This is a genomic window from Brachybacterium phenoliresistens (genome assembly GCF_039530785.1).
Classification (GTDB): Bacteria; Actinomycetota; Actinomycetes; order Actinomycetales; family Dermabacteraceae; genus Brachybacterium; species Brachybacterium phenoliresistens.
In genome coordinates this window covers 135,073-151,235 of the sequence record NZ_BAAAOW010000006.1, presented here as the reverse complement: position 1 = coordinate 151,235, position 16,163 = coordinate 135,073, and the positions used below count along the sequence as shown (strand labels likewise).

Here is a 16,163-nt window from a genome sequence, read left to right as displayed (position 1 = left end):
GCCGTGCCCGGCGCGGGTCAGCGCGGGGCGCGGATGCGCTCGGGGAGGTCGACGTCGCCGGCGGGCAGCAGGGTCTGGCCGGTGATCCACAGCGACGCCGGCCGCAGCCCCTCGGGCCCCGGCACCAGGCGCACGCGCAGCGGCTCCGCCCAGGCGCCGTAGCCGGAGTCGCCCCAGGCCGGCAGCTCGAGCAGCACGGGGCGCGCCGGCCCGGCGTCCGAGGGCCCGTCGACCACGGCGCCGATCCGCAGCTCGAGGGCGGTCTCCGCGGGGTCGAGCGCGTCCTCGTCCAGGGCGAACAGCCGGCCGCCCAGCACGGCCAGCCGGGTGCGGCCCCACAGCGAGTCGTAGGAGCCCGCGACGATGCCGGCGAGCTGCGCGGCGGGGACCGGCGCGCCGCCGATCGCGACCTCGTCCTGCTCGGCCAGCGGCTCCGGGCGGCGGCGGCCGTCGGAGCCGCCGCCCAGCGCCCCGGACCTCTCATGGGCGGCGGCCTTCGCCGCCGCGGAGCCCGAGGCCAGCGCCAGCAGCCCCAGCACCCCGGCGGCGAGATCGGAGGACGGGGCATCGATCGACGTGCCCAGCACGGAGACCGCCAGGTGCGAGGCGGGCACCGCCCAGGTGCGCGTGAGCCCCGTCGGGAAGCCGCCCGAGTGGCCGATCGCCGAGTGCCCGTGGATGGTCGCCTCCTGGAGGCCCAGCCCGTAGCCGGCGCCGTCGGCGACCGTCCACACGCGGCGGCGCATGCGCCGCAGCCCCGCCTCGGAGACGACCGCGTCGCCGGTCAGCGCCCTGCCGGCGAAGGTCGCGATCGCGCCGGCGGTGGCCCAGAAGCCGGTCGCGGCGGCGAGCGCCCCGGTGGGGACCTGCTCGACGGCGCGACGCTCCCCGTGCAGCGGCGAGGTGTGGCCCAGCGCGAAGCCGTGCGGGTCCTCCGGTCCGGGCGCATCGGGCGGGAGATCGGGGCCGATGTCCCCGGCGCCCGCCGGGTCCAGCACCAGGGCGCGGACGGCCTCGTCGAAGGGCGCGCCCGCGGCGTGCTCGATCACGAGGCCCAGCAGCCCGTAGCCGATGTTCGAGTACTGCAGGTGCAGCCCCGGCTCGAGCACCGCCGCGCTCGTCCGGGCGATCTCCAGCAGGGCCTCGCGGTCGGGGAAGGGACGCTCGAGGTTCCACCAGGAGGCATCGGCCCCGTCGCGGGTCAGGCCCGCGGAGTGGGAGAGCAGGTCGTGCAGGGTCAGCGAGGCGACGGGGGAGCCGGCGAGCTCGGGGACGCGCTCGCCGAGCGTGTCGTCCAGGCGCAGCGCGCCCTGCTCCGCCAGGCGCATCACCGCGAGCGCCGTGAACATCTTGGAGTGGGAGGCGATCCGCAGGCGGTGGGTGGTCGCCAGCTGCGCCCCGGTGGTCCCATCGGCCGTGCCGACCGCGACCTCGCAGACCAGCTCGCCGTCGTGCCAGATCGCCGCCTGCACGCCGGTGAGGCGGCGCACCGCCGACACCGTGGCCAGCCAGTGCGGCAGGATCGCCGCGACGGAGAGGACGGCCTCGCGGTCCACGGGGGAGACGGCGGCCCCGCCGGCGCCGCCCGGGGAGGACGGGGCCGGCGGGGCCGGTCGCGGGTCGGGGCCGGTGGGGCCGGGGTGCGCATCGGACACGGGATCTCCTTCGCCGGTGGGGGATCCCTCGATCCTAGGCTCCGCCGGGATCCTAGGCTCCGCCGGGATCCTCGGCTCCGCCGGCCCCGGGGGCGCCGGTCAGAACAGCCAGCGCAGCACGAGCACGCTCACGGCGCCGATGGCGGCGGCCGCCGGGAGGGTGATCACCCAGGCCAGGGCGATCGGACGCATGAGGCTCCAGTTCGCGGCCCGGTTCACGATGCCCACGCCGAGCACGGCGCCGATGAGGATGTGCGTGCTGGAGACCGGCAGTCCCAGCACCGAGGCGGCCATCACGACGCCCGCCGCGGAGAGCTCGGCCGCGAAGCCGGAGGCGGGATGCATCGACGTCAGGCCGGTGCCGACGGTCGTGATGACCCTGCGGCCGATGAACCACAGCCCCGCCACCAGGCCGACGCCGCTGACCAGCATCAGCGCCGCCGGGACCGGTGCCTCGCCGTTGATCGCGCCGGTGTGCAGCACGTCGAAGACCGCCGCGAACGGGCCCACCGCGTTGGCGATGTCGTTGGATCCGTGGCTGAAGGCGAAGGCCGAGGCCGTGAACACCTGCATCCAGCTGAACAGCAGGTACGTCGAGCGGGACAGGTTCTGGTTGCGCAGGGTCTTGGCGAAGATGAACACGGCCATCCACACGGCCGCGCCGACCATGCCCATGATGAGGAAGTTCCCGGCCGAGTCGATGTTCAGGTGCAGGTTCTTCAGGCCCTTGAACAGCAGCATCGAGGAGATGACGATCGAGCCGCCGGCCGCCAGCAGCGGCACCCAGGTCTGCAGGGCGCGGTGGGCGTCGAGGTTCTCCGCCTTCTCGTCGATCGCCCGCAGCTCGCGGTAGTAGTCGGACTCGAGCTCCTCGGGGTCGAAGTCGGGGCGGGTCGCGGTGACCGCGTCCTGGGCCATCGCGTTCGTGTACGAGATCTGCTGGATCTCGTCCAGGCGCTCGAAGGCCTGGCGGTGGCGGGTGCGGTGGGCGATCCTCTCCTGCTTGATCTCGCGCAGCTTCTGGTCGGCCTCCTCGTTGTAGACGAGGATGTGGCGCTTGATCGCGCCGAACAGCACCCAGGCGACCGCGCCGCCGAGCACGGGGGAGAGCACCCAGGAGACGGCGATCTGGCCGATGCCGCCCCACTGGACCATGTCCCAGCCGCCGGCGCCGGTGCTCAGCCCCAGGGTGAGCGCCGCGCCGACGATGCCGCCGATGATCGAGTGGGTGGTCGAGACGGGCCAGCCCATGCGGGTGGCCACCAGCAGCCAGACGGCCGCGCCCAGCAGCGCGGACATCATGATGAAGGCGAAGTCCATCGGCTCCAGGGAGATCGCCTCGAGGTCCACGATGCCGCTGCGGACGGTGTCGGTGACCTCGCCGCCGGCCAGCACGGCGCCGCTGACCTCGAAGACGGCGGCGACGACGAGGGCCTGCTTGAGCGAGAGCGTCCCGGCGCCCACGCTGGTGCCGAAGGAGTTCGCGACGTCGTTGCCGCCGATGTTGAAGGCCATGAACAGGCCGAAGGCGATGGCGACCAGCAGGATCACCCGGCTGGCCCCGTCGCCGATGTAGTCGAGGGACCACAGCGTGAACACGATCGTCGCCACGGCCAGCAGCAGGCCGAAGAACAGGTGCCACGAGCGGGCGGAGCGGGGGAGGTCGGTGCGCACCGGCGGCGCGGAGGTCTGGGTCATGGTCGATCCCTGAGGAGGAGGGGATGAAGCGGACGGGCACACCGTCCCGCTCCCCATCGACATCCGCGTGAGCGACAGGTGTCCATCAGATGGTGATCCGATGGCGGATCCCGGCGCGTGCCGGTCAGAACCCGATCGTCGTCCCCTCGACCTCCGGCACGTCCGTCCACGCCCGGGAGGCGGCGGAGCGGACGATGGCGTCGCAGACCTCCGCGGCGGCCAGGCCGTCGGAGGCGTTGGGCGCCGTGCGGGACCCGGTGGCGACATCGGCCAGGAACCGGGCGGCCTCGATGGTCTTGAGGTCGTCGAAGCTCATGGGGATGCCGGGGCCCGGCTGGAAGCGGGAGTACTCGCCGTGCTCGCCGCCGGCGAACACCGTCGTGTAGCCGTGCTCGGCGCCGCCCTCGCCGAGCATCACCTCGAACTCGTTCATGCGGGTGAAGGACCAGCGCGCCGAGCCCTCCGTGCCGTACACCTCGATCGCGTAGTCGCTGCGGTGCCCGCGCGCCACCCGCGAGGACTCGAGCGTCGCATGCGCGCCGCCGGAGAGCGTGGCCAGCGCCGCCACCCAGTCCTCGTTGGCGACCGGGCCGCGCGCGGAGCCGACCTCGATGCCGCCGTGGCCCACGCCCACGGAGGTGGGGATCGGCCGCTCGGGGATGAACACGTCCGTGCGGGCGCTGACCTCGGTGATCCGCTGCCCCGTCACATGGGCGACGAGGTCCGCGCCATGGGACAGGAGGTCGCCGATCACGCCGCTGCCCGCCTTCTCCCGGTCGTAGCGCCAGGTCAGCGCGCCGTCGGGGGAGGAGGCGTAGTCCGCCATCAGCCAGCAGCGCACGTTCGTGATCCGGCCCAGGCGGCCGGAGGCGACCAGGGCGCGCAGATGCGCGACCGCCGGGGCGTGACGGTAGTTGAAGCCGACGGCCGTGGCGACCCGGGCATCCTGCGCGGCCGCGCGGATCTCCCGGGACTGGTCGGCGCTGACGCCCATCGGCTTCTCGATCCAGAAGGGCTTCCCGGCCTGCGCCGCCGCGACGGCGAAGTCGCGGTGCAGGAAGTTGGGGGAGCAGATCGACACGGCCTCGACCTCGGGATCGGCGAGGACCTCCTCGATCGAGGCGACCGCGCGCGCGAAGCCGAACTGCTCGCGGGCGGCCTCCTGGTTCGCCGGGACCGGGTCCGCGGCGACGACCAGCCGCGGCCGCAGCCCCAGCTCCGGGAAGCGCGCGGCGATGCGCTGGTAGCTGGTGGCGTGCAGGCGCCCCATCCAGCCGAGGCTCACCACGCCGATGCCGATCTCCCGCATCGGGCTCACTCCCCGCCCAGCTCGGCGAGGATCCGCTCGCGCATCCGGCGATGGATGGCGTCCGCGTCCTCCTCCCAGCCGAACACGCACACCGACACGGTGCCGTCGTAGCCGCGATCGCGCAGGTAGCTGAAGGCGCGGTCCCAGTCGATCTCGCCGTTGCCGATCTCGTTGTGCTGGTGCACGCGCGCATCGACCCCGGGCGGGTTGACGATGTAGCGGTTGCCGACGTTGGCGGTGTGGTCGAAGACGTCGGCCACGTGCAGGTGGCGCAGGCGCTCGCCGGCGTAGTCCATCATCTCGCCCACGTCGCGGGCGCCGCGGCCCAGGTGGAAGGCGTGCGGGAAGCAGAACTCGTAGTTCAGCCAGTCGCGGTCCACCCCGCGCACGATCTGCACGGCCCGGTCGTTGTCCTCGACGAAGTCGTAGGGGTGCGCCTCGATGGTGCACTCCAGCCCGTACTTCTCGAAATCGGGGATGAGCTCCTCGATCGAGCGGTAGAACTGCGCCTCGCTCTGGCGGGGCCGGTTCGGGTCGCCGGAGAACTCGGTGGCGATCAGCGGCACCTCGAGGGCGTCGGCGATCTGCAGCAGGCGCCGCCAGTTGCGCACCTGCGCCTGGCGCTCCTGCTCGTCCGGGTTCGACCAGTCGAAGACGGGGTTCAGCGACCAGATCTTCACGCCGGTCGCGGCCATGGCGGCCGTGACCTCGGCGATCTGGTGGCGGTCGACCTTGGGGTAGTGGTGCCACTCGTGGAAGTCGGCGCGCGGGGACAGCTCCAGGTAGCGGTAGCCGAGCTCGGCCGCCTTGTGCAGCTCGCCGGCGACGCTGAGGTGCGGGTGGTACATGCTCGGATCCAGCAGGATCTTCACCATGACGGGGTCTCCTTCGGGCCGGGGCCGGTCAGCGCAGGCCCAGGCCGCAGTCGGCCAGGAACTCGCGGGTGGCGATCGCGTTGGGCAGGGGCAGGCCCGGGTCGCACGGGTACAGGTCCTGCTCGCAGATGACGTACAGCTCCTTGTCCATCGCCGCGAGCCTGGCGACGAGGTCGCGCATGTCCGGCAGCCCCGCCGGCGGGCGCACCGAGGCGCCCTTGGCGACGGCCTCCCCGAAGGGCCAGTCCTTCTCGTGGGCTTCCCGGGTGATGTCCGGGTCGAAGGCCTTGATGTGGACGTAGCCGATCCGCTCGGGGTACTCGTCGATCATCGAGATCGGATCGCCGCCGCCGTAGACGATGTGCCCCGTGTCCAGGCAGAACGACACGAGCTCCGGATCGGTCGCCGCGAAGACGCGGGCGATCTCCTCCGGGGTCTCGATGTGGCTGTCGCCGTGCGGGTGCAGCACCATCGTCAGCCCGTAGTCCTCCTTCATGATCCGCCCCAGCTCGTTGGCGTTCTCGACGTAGCGCCGCCACGCCTCGCCGGTCAGCTCGCGGTCGTCGGTGAACTGCCAGGTCTTCTCGTCGCGGTACATCGGCGGCAGGTGCACCATGTACTCCGCGCCGACGGCCGCGTGCGTCTCCGCGATCGCGCGGAAGGTGCGCTCGGTCTCGGCCCAGGCCTCCTCCTTGTGCAGGATGCCCCAGCCGGTGCCGGCGACGACGCGGAAGCCGTGCTCGTCCATGACGGAGCGCAGCTCCTTCGCATCCTTGGGGAAGTAGCCCCACGGCCCGGTCTCCATCACGGAGAACCCGGCCTGGGCCATCTCCGCCAGGGCGGTGCGCCAGGGGATCTGCTTCTCGTCCTCGGGGAACCACACGCCCCACTGGTCGGGGCACACGCCGATGGTGAGCTTGTCGAACGGCGCCTCGGGGTTGCGCGAGAGGTCGGCGGAGGCGGGGGTCTGTGCGGTCACGGCGGGAAGGCCTTTCGAGAGGGGCGGGTGTGCCGGCCGGGTCAGTCGTGGGTGGGGAAGCTCATCGAGGACTCGAGGTGCTCGTCCTGATGGGGCCAGCGGGTGGTGATCGCCTTCTGGCGGGTGTAGAAGGAGACCGCCTCCGGGCCGTGGGCGTGGTGCTCGCCGAACAGCGAGTCCTTCCAGCCGCCGAAGGAGTAGTAGCCCACCGGCGTCGGGATCGGCACGTTGATGCCGATCATGCCCACCTGGACCTCCTCCTGGTAGCGGCGCGCGTAGTGGCCCGAGGCCGTGAAGATCGCGGTGCCGTTGCCGAAGGGGGAGGAGTTGACCAGCTCGAGGGCCTCGTCGAAGTTGTTCACGTGCATGACCACCAGCAGCGGGCCGAACACCTCGTCGGTGTAGGTGCTGTGGCCGCGGTCGAGGTCGGTGATGACCGTCGGGCCCACGAAGTTGCCGTTCTCGTGGCCCTCCACCACCAGGCCCCGCCCGTCGACGACGATGGTGCCGCCGGCCTGCTCGGCCTCGTCGGTCATCCGGATCACCCGGTCGCGGGCGTCCTTCGTGATCACCGGGGGCATGTCGGTGCTCGGGTCCTCGCCCGGGCCCACCACGATCTTCTCCGCCTCGGCGCGGATGGCGGCGAGGAAGGGCTCGTGGGCATCGCCGACGGTCACGGCGACCGGCACGGCCATGCAGCGCTCGCCGGCGGAGCCGAAGGCGCCCGAGGCGATCTGGCCGGCGGCGAACTCGATGTTCGCATCCGGCATGACCACGGCATGGTTGTTGGCGCCGCCGAGGGCCTGGACCCGCTTGCCCGCGGCCGATGCCACCCGGTGCACGTGCTGCGCGATCGGGGTCGAGCCCACGAAGGACACGGCGGAGATGCCGGGGTGCTCGCACAGGGCGTCGACGGTCTCCTTGCCGCCGTGGACCACCTGGAAGACGCCGTCGGGCAGGCCGGCCTCCTGGTAGAGGCGGGCGACGATGTTCGAGGCGGAGGGGTCGCGCTCGGAGGGCTTGAGGATGAAGGCGTTGCCGGTCGCGGTCGCGACGGGATGCATCCAGAAGGGCACCATGGCGGGGAAGTTGAACGGGGTGATGCCGGCGACCACGCCGAGCGGCTGGCGCATGGTGTGCGCATCGACCCCGGTGGAGACGTTCTCGGAGAAGCCGCCCTTGAGGTCCTGGGTGATGGAGGTGGCGAACTCGAGGGTCTCCAGGCCGCGGGCGATCTCGCCCTTGGCGTCGCCGATGGTCTTGCCGTGCTCGCGGGTGATCGCCCGGGCGATCTCCTCGACGTTCTCCAGCATGAGCTGGCGCATGCGGTAGAGGATCTGGGTGCGCTTGGACAGCGAGACCTGCGCCCAGTCGCGCTGGGCGGCGCGGCCGATCTCGACGGCCCGGTCGACGGTGGCGGCGTCCCCCAGGTGCAGGGTGCCGACCTGGTCGCCGGTGGCGGGGTTCAGGATCGGCTGGGTGGCGCCGGTGCCCTCCTCGGGGCGTCCGGCGATCCAGTGCGTGACGTCGTACATGGGTGCTCCTTGGTCGGGGCGGTCGGGTGAGCTCAGAGGTAGTGGCGCTGCGGGGCCTTGGCGGCCTCGTACACCGCGGAGGCCTGCTGCGTGGACTCCAGGCGCGAGACCTGGGAGACGGGCACGTCCCACCAGCCGGTGCCGGGCGGGTTCGGGCCGTAGAGGTTCGTGTTCACGACGATCGCGGTGGCCTGCGCGGAGGCCTCCGCCCGGCGGTAGGCGTCGCGGAAGTCCTCGGTGGAGGAGACCTCCTGCACCTCGATGCCGTAGCTGCGGATGTTCGCGGCGATGTCCATCGGCAGCTTGGGGCCGTCGAGCTGGCCGGACTCCTTCGAGCGCATCCGGTACTTCGTGCCGAAGCGCTGCGAGCCGTGCGACTCGGACAGCGCACCGATCGAGGACCAGCCGTGGTTCTGCAGGATCACGAGGATGACCTTGACGTCCTCGGCGACGATGGTCGCGATCTCCTGCGGGGCCATCTGGAAGGTGCCGTCGCCGATGATGGCGACGACCTCGCTGTCCGGGGCGGCCATCTTCGCACCGAGGGAGGCGGGCAGCTCGTAGCCCATGCACGAGTAGCCGTACTCGAGGTGGTACTGCAGCGGGGACTTCGCGCGCCACAGGGCCTGCAGGTCCCCGGGCATGGAGCCGGCGGCGTTGATGACGATGTCCTCATCGCCCATCATCTCGTTCAGGGCGCCGAAGATCTCCGTCTGCGCGGGCAGCTCCTGGTCGTGCGGGTCGAAGCAGGGGGCGACCAGCGCGTCCCAGTCCGCGCGCAGCGCCGCGGCCCGCTCGCGCTGCTCCGAGGGGGCCTGCCAGCCCGCGAGCGCCCCGGTGAGGGCCTCGAGGCCGGCGCGGGCATCGGCCACCAGCATCTGCGCGGAGTGCTTGGCGGCGTCGAAGGACTTCACGTTGAGGTTCACGAAGCGGACGTCGGGCTCGCGGAAGGCGGTGTGCGAGGCGGTGGTGAAGTCCGTGTAGCGGGTGCCGACGCCGATCACCACGTCGGCCGTGGCGGCCAGCTCGTTGGCGGCGTCGTTGCCGGTCGCGCCCACGCCGCCGATGCACAGCTCGTGGTCGTCGCGCAGGGCGCCCTTGCCGGCCTGGGTGTCCAGCACGGGGATCCCCGTGGCCTCGGCGAAGGCCTGGAGCGCCGTGCTCGCCTCGGAGTAGATCGCACCGCCGCCGGCGATGACGACGGGGCGCTGCGCGGTGCGGATGACCTCCGCCGCGCGCTCGAGGGCGGCGGGCTCGGGGACGGGCCGTCCCACGTGCCAGGTGCGCTCGCGGAAGAACTCGAGCGGCCAGTCGTGGGCCTCGGCCTGCACGTCCTGGGGCAGGCACAGGGTGACGGCGCCGGTCTCGGCGGGGTCGGTGAGGACCCGCATCGCCGCCAGGGCGCTGGGGATCAGCTGCTCGGGCCGCCAGATGCGGTCGAAGTAGCGCGAGACGGGGCGGAAGGCGTCGTTGACGGTGACGTCCATGGCGCGCTCGTCCTCGAGCTGCTGGAGGACCGGGTCCACCGCGCGGTTGGCGAAGACGTCGCTGGGCAGGATGAGGACGGGGATGCGGTCGATGGTCGCGAGCGCCGCTCCGGTGACCATGTTGGTCGAGCCGGGGCCGATGGAGGCGGTGCACGCCATCGTCTGCAGGCGGTTGCGGGTCCGGGCGTAGGCGACGGCCGTGTGCACCATGTTCTGCTCGTTGCGCGCCTGGTAGTAGGGCATGTGCGCCTCGTCGTCGCCGCCGTCCCCGGCGGCGGGCTCGAGCTGGTTCTGCAGCAGGGCCTGGCCGAGGCCGGCCACGTTGCCGTGGCCGAAGATGCCGAAGGTGCCCGCGATCAGCCGATGGCGCTGGCCATCGCGCTCGCTGTACTGTGCGCCGAGGAACCGGACGAGGGCCTGGCCGACGGTGAGTCGGACGGTGCGAGGGGCATCCGTGCCGGTGCGCCCGCTGGAGCCGCTGTGCTCGCTCAATGCTGCCTCCGGGAGTGGGTCGGCGCCGAGAGCGAGGTCGCCTCGGCGGTGAGTGCGTCGGATCCCAGCATGCCGAGCACCGCCCCCACTTGTCAACACTTTGTCTGGACAAGAAATCTCCGACGATGTGCCTGCGGACCCTTCCATCGCGGCGATAGCACGTGCTAACGTCCTCGACAGAGCCCGCCAGGCAGGCTTCCGGAGGCATCCAGAGCCCGCATGACCGGACAATTGGGAAGGCATCGTCGCCTCAGGCCCTCGGCGGCGACCCCGGCTCCCTCCCGTCCGGAGCGGCCCCGCCCTCGCCTCGCCCCATCCCGGATCGTCCCGTCCGGCCCTCCGGCAAGTCCTCCCCTCCGGCCGGTCCTGACCTCCGGCCGGCCGACCCTCCGCCCCGACAGGGCCCCGATCCGGGGCCGCCCGCTCCGTCCGCACATCGCCGTTCCGCACCGAGAGGACGCCCCTCATGACCGCATCCCCCATCTCCGTCGCCGTGATCGGCGCCGGCATGGCCGGCCGCACCCACGCCAACGCCTGGCGCCAGGCCGGCACCGTCTACGACCTGGGCCTGCCGCCCGTGCGCCTGGCCGCGATCGCCGATGCGCACCTGCCCTTCGCGGAGGACGCCGCCGCCCGCTACGGCTACGAGAAGGCCGTGGGGGACTGGCGCGCCGTCGCCGAGGACCCCACGATCGACGTCGTCTCCATCGTGGTCGGCAACGCCCTGCACCGCGAGATCGCGGTCGCCCTGGCCGAGGCCGGCAAGCACGTGCTGTGCGAGAAGCCGCTGGCGGGCACCCTCGAGGACGCGGCCGCCATGGCCGAGGTCGAGGCCGCGCACCCCGAGCTGGTCCTGGCCACCGGCTTCACCTTCCGTCGCAATCCCTCCGTCGCGCAGCTCGCCCGGCTCGTCGCCGACGGCGCGCTCGGCACCATCAGCCACCTCGACGCCCGCTACCACTGCGACTACGGGGCGGACCCGCTGGTCCCCATCGCCTGGCGGTACAAGGGGCCGATGGGCACCGGCGCACTCGGCGACATCGGCAGCCACCTGGTGGACACCGCCGAGCTCATCGGCGGGCCCATCGCCTCCGTCTCCGGCGCGGTGCTCGTGACGACGATCCCCGAGCGCCCCGTGGCGGGCGCCGCCGTCGCCGGCGGCCGCGGCGTCACCGCGAGCGCCGAGGACCCGACCGAGCCGGTCGAGAACGACGACGTCGCCACCTTCACCGCCCATTTCGCCTCCGGCGCGGCCGGCACCTTCTCCTGCTCGCGGGTCGCCTTCGGCCGCCCCAACCAGATGGAGATCGGCGTCAGCGGCACCCGCGGCAGCGCCTCCTGGGACCTGGCCCGCGCCGGCGAGATCAAGCTGGCCGACGCCTCCAGCCCCGCGGGTCTGGGCGGCTTCCGCCAGGTCCTCGCGAACCCGGGCTTCCCCTACTTCGCGAACGGCTCCTCCATGGCCTTCGCCGGGGTGGGCCTGAACCAGATCGAGCAGTTCACCTACCAGGCCCACGCCTTCCTCCAGCAGGTCGCCGGCATCACCGAGGGCGCCCTGCCGCCCTGCGCGAGCTTCGCCGACGGCTACCGCGAGATGCGCATCCTCGACGCCGTCGCCCGCTCCGCCGCCGCCGGCGGCGCCGCGATCGACGTGGCCTGATCGCCCCGCCCCATCGGCCCCCGCCTCATCGGCCCCCGCCTCATCGGCCCCCGCCCTCACTGATCCCAGGAGACACCATGTCCCTCACCTACGGCGCCTACACCGCCTGCCTGCAGGACCGCACGCTCGAGGAGGCCCTCGACGTCCTCGCCGGAGTCGGCCTGACCGGCGCGGAGGTCAACACCGGCGGCTTCATCCCCTCGCCGCACGCCCCCGTGGACCTGCTGCTCACCAGCGACCGTGCCCGCCGCGACTACCTGCGGATCTTCGCCGACCGCGGGATGGAGCTGACCGGGCTCACCGCCTCCGGCAACCCGCTGTCCCCGCTGCCCACCGAGGGTCTCGGCCACGCCGAGTCCCTGCGCCGCACCATCGAGCTCGCCGGTCTGCTGGGCGTGCGCGAGGTGGTCGCCATGTCCGGCACCCCCGGCTCGGACCCCGGGGCGCGGTACCCCTCGTGGGTCGTGAACCCGTGGAACGGGATCGACCTCGAGGTCCTCGCGTACCAGTGGTCGGTCGCCGTGCCCTTCTGGAAGGAGATCGACGCCCTCGCCCGCGCGCGGGACGTGCAGGTCTGCCTCGAGATGCACCCGCGCAACCTCGTCTTCTCCCCGCTGACCTTCGAGCGCTTCCTCGCGGAGGTCGAGCCCACGCACATCGGCGTGAACCTCGACCCCTCGCACCTGTTCTGGCAGCAGATGGACCCGATCGCCTGCATCGAGCGCCTGGGAGGGCACATCCGCCACGTCCACGCCAAGGACACCGCCGTGCTGCCGGGCGCCGCCGTGCGCGGCGTGCTGGACACCGCCTTCGGGCCGGTCCCCGAGGACCCCGCCGCCCGCGTGCCCACCGGCATCGGCCACTTCTGCGCGAGCTGGCCGGCAGACCCGTCCTGGCGCTTCGTCGCCCTCGGCGAGGGGCACGACGTGGACTACTGGGCCCGATTCCTCGCGGCGCTCGCCGCGGTGGACTCGGACCTGCACGTGAACATCGAGCACGAGGACGCCGCCTTCGGCCGCATCGAGGGCATCGAGCGCGGCGCCCGCACCCTCCTCGCCGCCGCAGCCGCCGCCGGCGTCTGACCCCCGGCCCCGGCCGCAACACCCGTCCGCCCGCCCGACCCCGCTGACACCCCACCCACCCGGCCCGCGCCGGAGACCCAGGAGAGACCCATGCCGCTCGTCCGCATCACCCTGCAGGAGGGCCGCAGCGCCGCCGAGCTGCGGCGCCTGGCCGACATCGTCCAGGACGTCATGCTCGAGCACTTCGCGGCGCCGCCCGGCGACCGCTACCAGATCCTCGAGCAGCTGCCGGTGGGCTCGATCATCGCCGAGGACACGGGCCTCGGGATCGAGCGCAGCGAGGGCGTCACCATCATCCACATCACCCAGCAGGGCCGCGGCGACGCGCAGAAGCAGGCGGTCTACGCCGCGCTCGCCGAGCGGCTGGGGGAGGCCGGGCTGGTCCGCCCCGAGGATCTCATCGTCTCGGTGGTGGAGAACGGCCGGGAGGACTGGTCCTTCGGGCACGGCCGCGCCCAGTTCCTCACCGGCGAGCTCTAGGCCCGACCGAACTTTCCCCCAGCTTTGTATGGACAAACGCTCGACCGGGTGCGAACATGAGTGCAGCACCGGGACCACGAGGCAGAGAGGCATCCGATCCCATGGCAGCAGAACTCGACATCATCACCTTCGGTCGCAGCGGGGTGGACCTGTACCCGCTGGCCGTCGGCACCGGCCTGGAGGACGTCCACAGCTTCGGCAAGTTCCTCGGCGGCAGCCCGGCGAACGTCGCCGTCGCCGCAGCCCGGCTGGGGCACGCCCCGGCCCTGATCAGCGGCGTGGGGGACGATCCCTTCGGCCGGTACGTGAAGCAGGAGCTGGTCCGCCTGGGCGTCAGCGATCGCTTCGTCGTCACCGATCCGGTGCTGAAGACCCCCATCACCTTCTGCGAGATCTACCCGCCGGACGACTTCCCGCTGTACTTCTACCGCAAGCCCAGCGCCCCGGACCTGCAGGTCACCCCGGAGGACCTGGACCTCGCGGCGATCGGCGAGGTGCCGCTGTTCTGGTTCTCCGGCACGGGCCTGTCCGAGGAGCCCAGCCGCTCGGCGCACCACGCCGCGCTTCAGGCCCGCGGCCGCACCCGCCACACGGTCTTCGACCTCGACTACCGGCCGATGTTCTGGTCCTCCCCGGAGGAGGCCCGCGAGCAGTACCGCGAGGCGCTCCAGTACGCGACGGTCGCCGTCGGCAACCGCGAGGAGTGCGAGGTCGCCGTCGGCGAGACCGAGCCCGAGCGCGCGGCCGATGCGCTGCTGGAGGCCGGCGTGGAGATCGCGATCGTCAAGCAGGGCCCCAAGGGCGTGCTCGGCAAGACCCGCGACGAGCGCGTCGAGGTCGCCCCGAACATGATCCAGGTGATCAACGGTCTGGGCGCCGGCGACAGCTTCGGCGGCTCCCTGTGCCACGGCCTGCTCACCGGCCAGGGACTCGAGGAGACGCTCACCCGCTGCAACGCCGCGGGCGCCATCGTCACCAGCCGCCTGGAGTGCTCCACCGCCATGCCCACCACCGAGGAGATCGACCTGCTCATCGCGGGCGGCGATCCCAACGGCGGCCGCACCATCGAGCAGATGCTCTCCGACATCCGCGCCCGCGGCACCGAGCAGGAGGCCCGCGCGTGAGCACCGACGCCTTCGCCACCAGCTACGACGAGGTCACCGAGGTCCGGGTCCACGATCCGGGCCGGATCGCCCGCCTCGCCGCCGCCCGCTCGCGCCGCACCGTCGCGGACACCGACGGCAACATGCTCATCGTCGCGGCGGACCACCCCGCCCGCGGCGCCCTCTCGGCGGGGACCCGGGCCGATGCCATGGCCAGCCGCACCGAGCTGCTGGACCGCATGCGCGAGGCCCTCTCGGTGCCCGGCGTGGACGGCGTGCTCGGCACCGCCGACATCCTCGAGGACCTGCTGCTCCTGGGGGCGCTCGAGGACAAGATCGTCTTCGCCTCGATGAACCGCGGCGGCCTGCAGGGCGGCTCCTGGGAGATCGAGGACCGCTTCACCGCCTACGACGCCCCGGCCATCGCCGCCTCCGGCTTCGACGGCGGCAAGATGCTCACCCGCATCGACGTCGACGACGACCGCACCTCCCTCACCCTGGAGTGGTCCGCCGACGCCATCACCGATCTCGCCCGCCACGAGCTGATCGCCATGATCGAGCCGTTCATCTCCACCCGGAAGGGTGGGAAGGTCGTCAACGACCTCAGCCCCGAGGCGGTCATCCGCTCGATCCACATCGCCCAGGGGCTGGGCGCCACCAGCGCCTACACCTGGCTGAAGCTGCCGGCGGTGGCCGACATGGAGCGCGTCATGGACGCGACCACCCTGCCCTCGCTGATCCTGGGCGGGGACCCGGTGGGCGCCGATCCCGACGCGGTGCGCGCCACCTGGCGCGCGGCCCTGGCCCGCCCCAACGTGCGCGGCCTCGTCGTCGGGCGCACCCTGCTGTACCCCGCGGACGACGACGTCACCGGCGCCGTCCGCACCGCCGCCGAGATGATCCGCTGAGGGAAGGACACGCGATGAACGATCTGCACATCCCTGCCGGCACCTCCGCCGAGGGCGCCTTCGACACCGTCATCGACCCCGGGGTCCGCGAGGGCTGGGTGCACACCGGCCTGCGCATCCTCGCGCTCGCGCCGGGCGCCTCCGAGACCTGGACCGCCGCGGGCGTCGAGGTCATGGTCGTCCCCCTCCAGGGCGCCTGCGAGGTCGCCGTCGGCGGGCAGGCCCATGCCCTGCGGGGCCGGGCCGACGTCTTCGCCGGCCCCACCGACGTGCTCTACGCCCCCGAGGGCTCCGAGCTCACCGTCACCAGCGAGGGCGGCGGGCGGTTCGCGCTCGCCACCGCCACGGTCCCGGCCGGGCAGGGGAGCGGCCACCCCGTCGCGCTGATCCGCGCGGAGGACGTCCCCGTGGAGATCCGCGGCGGCGGGAGCATGACCCGCCAGGTGCGCAACTTCGGGACCGTCGGCGCCTTCGACGCCTGCGACAAGCTCATCGCCTGCGAGGTGGTCACCCCCGGCGGCAACTGGTCCAGCTACCCCGCGCACAAGCACGACGAGACCACCGAGACCGAGTCGGAGCTGGAGGAGATCTACTACTACGAGATCCAGGCCGCCCCCGACGGCGGCCCCGGCTTCGGCTTCCACCAGACCTCCTCCACGGACCCGGAGCGCCCCGTCGACGTGCTCGCCGAGGTCCGCTCCGGGGACACGGTGCTCGTGCCCCACGGCTGGCACGGCCCCTGCGCCGCCGCCCCCGGCCACGACATGTACTACCTCAACGTGATGGCCGGGCCCGCCCCCGAGCGGGCCTGGAACATCACCGACCATCCGGAGCAGACCTGGGTGCGCGGCACCTGGGAGGCCGCCGGTCCCGACCCGCGCCTGGCCTGAGCGCCGGCAT

Annotated in this window: 13 protein-coding genes; 6 read left to right on the top strand and 7 right to left on the bottom strand. The window is 72.7% G+C overall.

Features of this window, described 5'->3' with window-relative positions:
* Positions 1-17 precede the first annotated feature (17 nt).
* From ABD234_RS13630 to iolD, 7 genes are all read right to left on the bottom strand, one after another.
* A complete protein-coding gene (locus tag ABD234_RS13630; RefSeq protein WP_344357218.1) occupies positions 18-1,655 on the bottom strand; it encodes a serine hydrolase domain-containing protein in 1,638 nt (545 codons plus the stop codon).
* Positions 1,656-1,754: 99 nt separating this feature from the next.
* Positions 1,755-3,353, bottom strand: a complete 1,599-nt coding sequence (locus ABD234_RS13625; protein WP_344357215.1) for an inorganic phosphate transporter — start codon at positions 3,351-3,353, stop codon at positions 1,755-1,757.
* Positions 3,354-3,477: 124 nt separating this feature from the next.
* On the bottom strand, positions 3,478-4,662 hold the full coding sequence (locus ABD234_RS13620) for a Gfo/Idh/MocA family protein (protein WP_344357213.1): 1,185 nt from the start codon (positions 4,660-4,662) through the stop codon (positions 3,478-3,480).
* 5 nt (positions 4,663-4,667) lie between these two features.
* Positions 4,668-5,537 carry a sugar phosphate isomerase/epimerase family protein gene (locus ABD234_RS13615; RefSeq protein WP_344357210.1) on the bottom strand — a complete coding sequence of 290 codons (870 nt, stop codon included), beginning with the start codon at positions 5,535-5,537 and terminating at the stop codon, positions 4,668-4,670.
* A 28-nt stretch (positions 5,538-5,565) separates the two neighbouring features.
* Positions 5,566-6,516, bottom strand: a complete 951-nt coding sequence (locus ABD234_RS13610; RefSeq protein WP_344357207.1) for a TIM barrel protein — start codon at positions 6,514-6,516, stop codon at positions 5,566-5,568.
* Positions 6,517-6,557: 41 nt separating this feature from the next.
* Positions 6,558-8,051, bottom strand: a complete 1,494-nt coding sequence (locus tag ABD234_RS13605) for a CoA-acylating methylmalonate-semialdehyde dehydrogenase (RefSeq protein ID WP_344357204.1) — start codon at positions 8,049-8,051, stop codon at positions 6,558-6,560.
* 32 nt (positions 8,052-8,083) lie between these two features.
* Entirely contained in the window at positions 8,084-10,030 is a 1,947-nt protein-coding gene (gene iolD / locus ABD234_RS13600) for a 3D-(3,5/4)-trihydroxycyclohexane-1,2-dione acylhydrolase (decyclizing) (protein WP_344357201.1), read from the bottom strand.
* A 466-nt stretch (positions 10,031-10,496) separates the two neighbouring features.
* Here iolD and ABD234_RS13595 point away from each other — a divergent pair, with 466 nt between their 5' ends.
* The 6 genes from ABD234_RS13595 to iolB all read left to right on the top strand — a co-directional run bounded on the left by ABD234_RS13595 (position 10,497) and on the right by iolB (position 16,153).
* Positions 10,497-11,690: a Gfo/Idh/MocA family protein gene (locus ABD234_RS13595; RefSeq protein ID WP_344357198.1), complete on the top strand. Its 1,194-nt coding sequence runs from the start codon at positions 10,497-10,499 to the stop codon at positions 11,688-11,690.
* A gap of 77 nt (positions 11,691-11,767) precedes the next feature.
* Positions 11,768-12,772 carry a sugar phosphate isomerase/epimerase family protein gene (locus ABD234_RS13590; RefSeq protein ID WP_344357195.1) on the top strand — a complete coding sequence of 335 codons (1,005 nt, stop codon included), beginning with the start codon at positions 11,768-11,770 and terminating at the stop codon, positions 12,770-12,772.
* A gap of 90 nt (positions 12,773-12,862) precedes the next feature.
* Positions 12,863-13,252 (top strand): tautomerase family protein, encoded by a 390-nt coding sequence (locus ABD234_RS13585; RefSeq protein WP_038373470.1) that lies wholly within the window; start codon positions 12,863-12,865, stop codon positions 13,250-13,252.
* Positions 13,253-13,353: 101 nt separating this feature from the next.
* Positions 13,354-14,376: a 5-dehydro-2-deoxygluconokinase gene (gene iolC, locus ABD234_RS13580; RefSeq protein ID WP_038373469.1), complete on the top strand. Its 1,023-nt coding sequence runs from the start codon at positions 13,354-13,356 to the stop codon at positions 14,374-14,376.
* The gene (locus ABD234_RS13575) at positions 14,373-15,263 is read left to right on the top strand and encodes a Cgl0159 family (beta/alpha)8-fold protein (protein ID WP_038373467.1); all 891 of its coding nucleotides are present in this window, start codon (positions 14,373-14,375) and stop codon (positions 15,261-15,263) included. The genes iolC and ABD234_RS13575 overlap by 4 nt, the downstream gene beginning before the upstream one ends.
* Before the next feature lie 14 nt (positions 15,264-15,277).
* The gene (gene iolB, locus ABD234_RS13570) at positions 15,278-16,153 is read left to right on the top strand and encodes a 5-deoxy-glucuronate isomerase (protein WP_344357189.1); all 876 of its coding nucleotides are present in this window, start codon (positions 15,278-15,280) and stop codon (positions 16,151-16,153) included.
* Positions 16,154-16,163 lie beyond the last annotated feature (10 nt).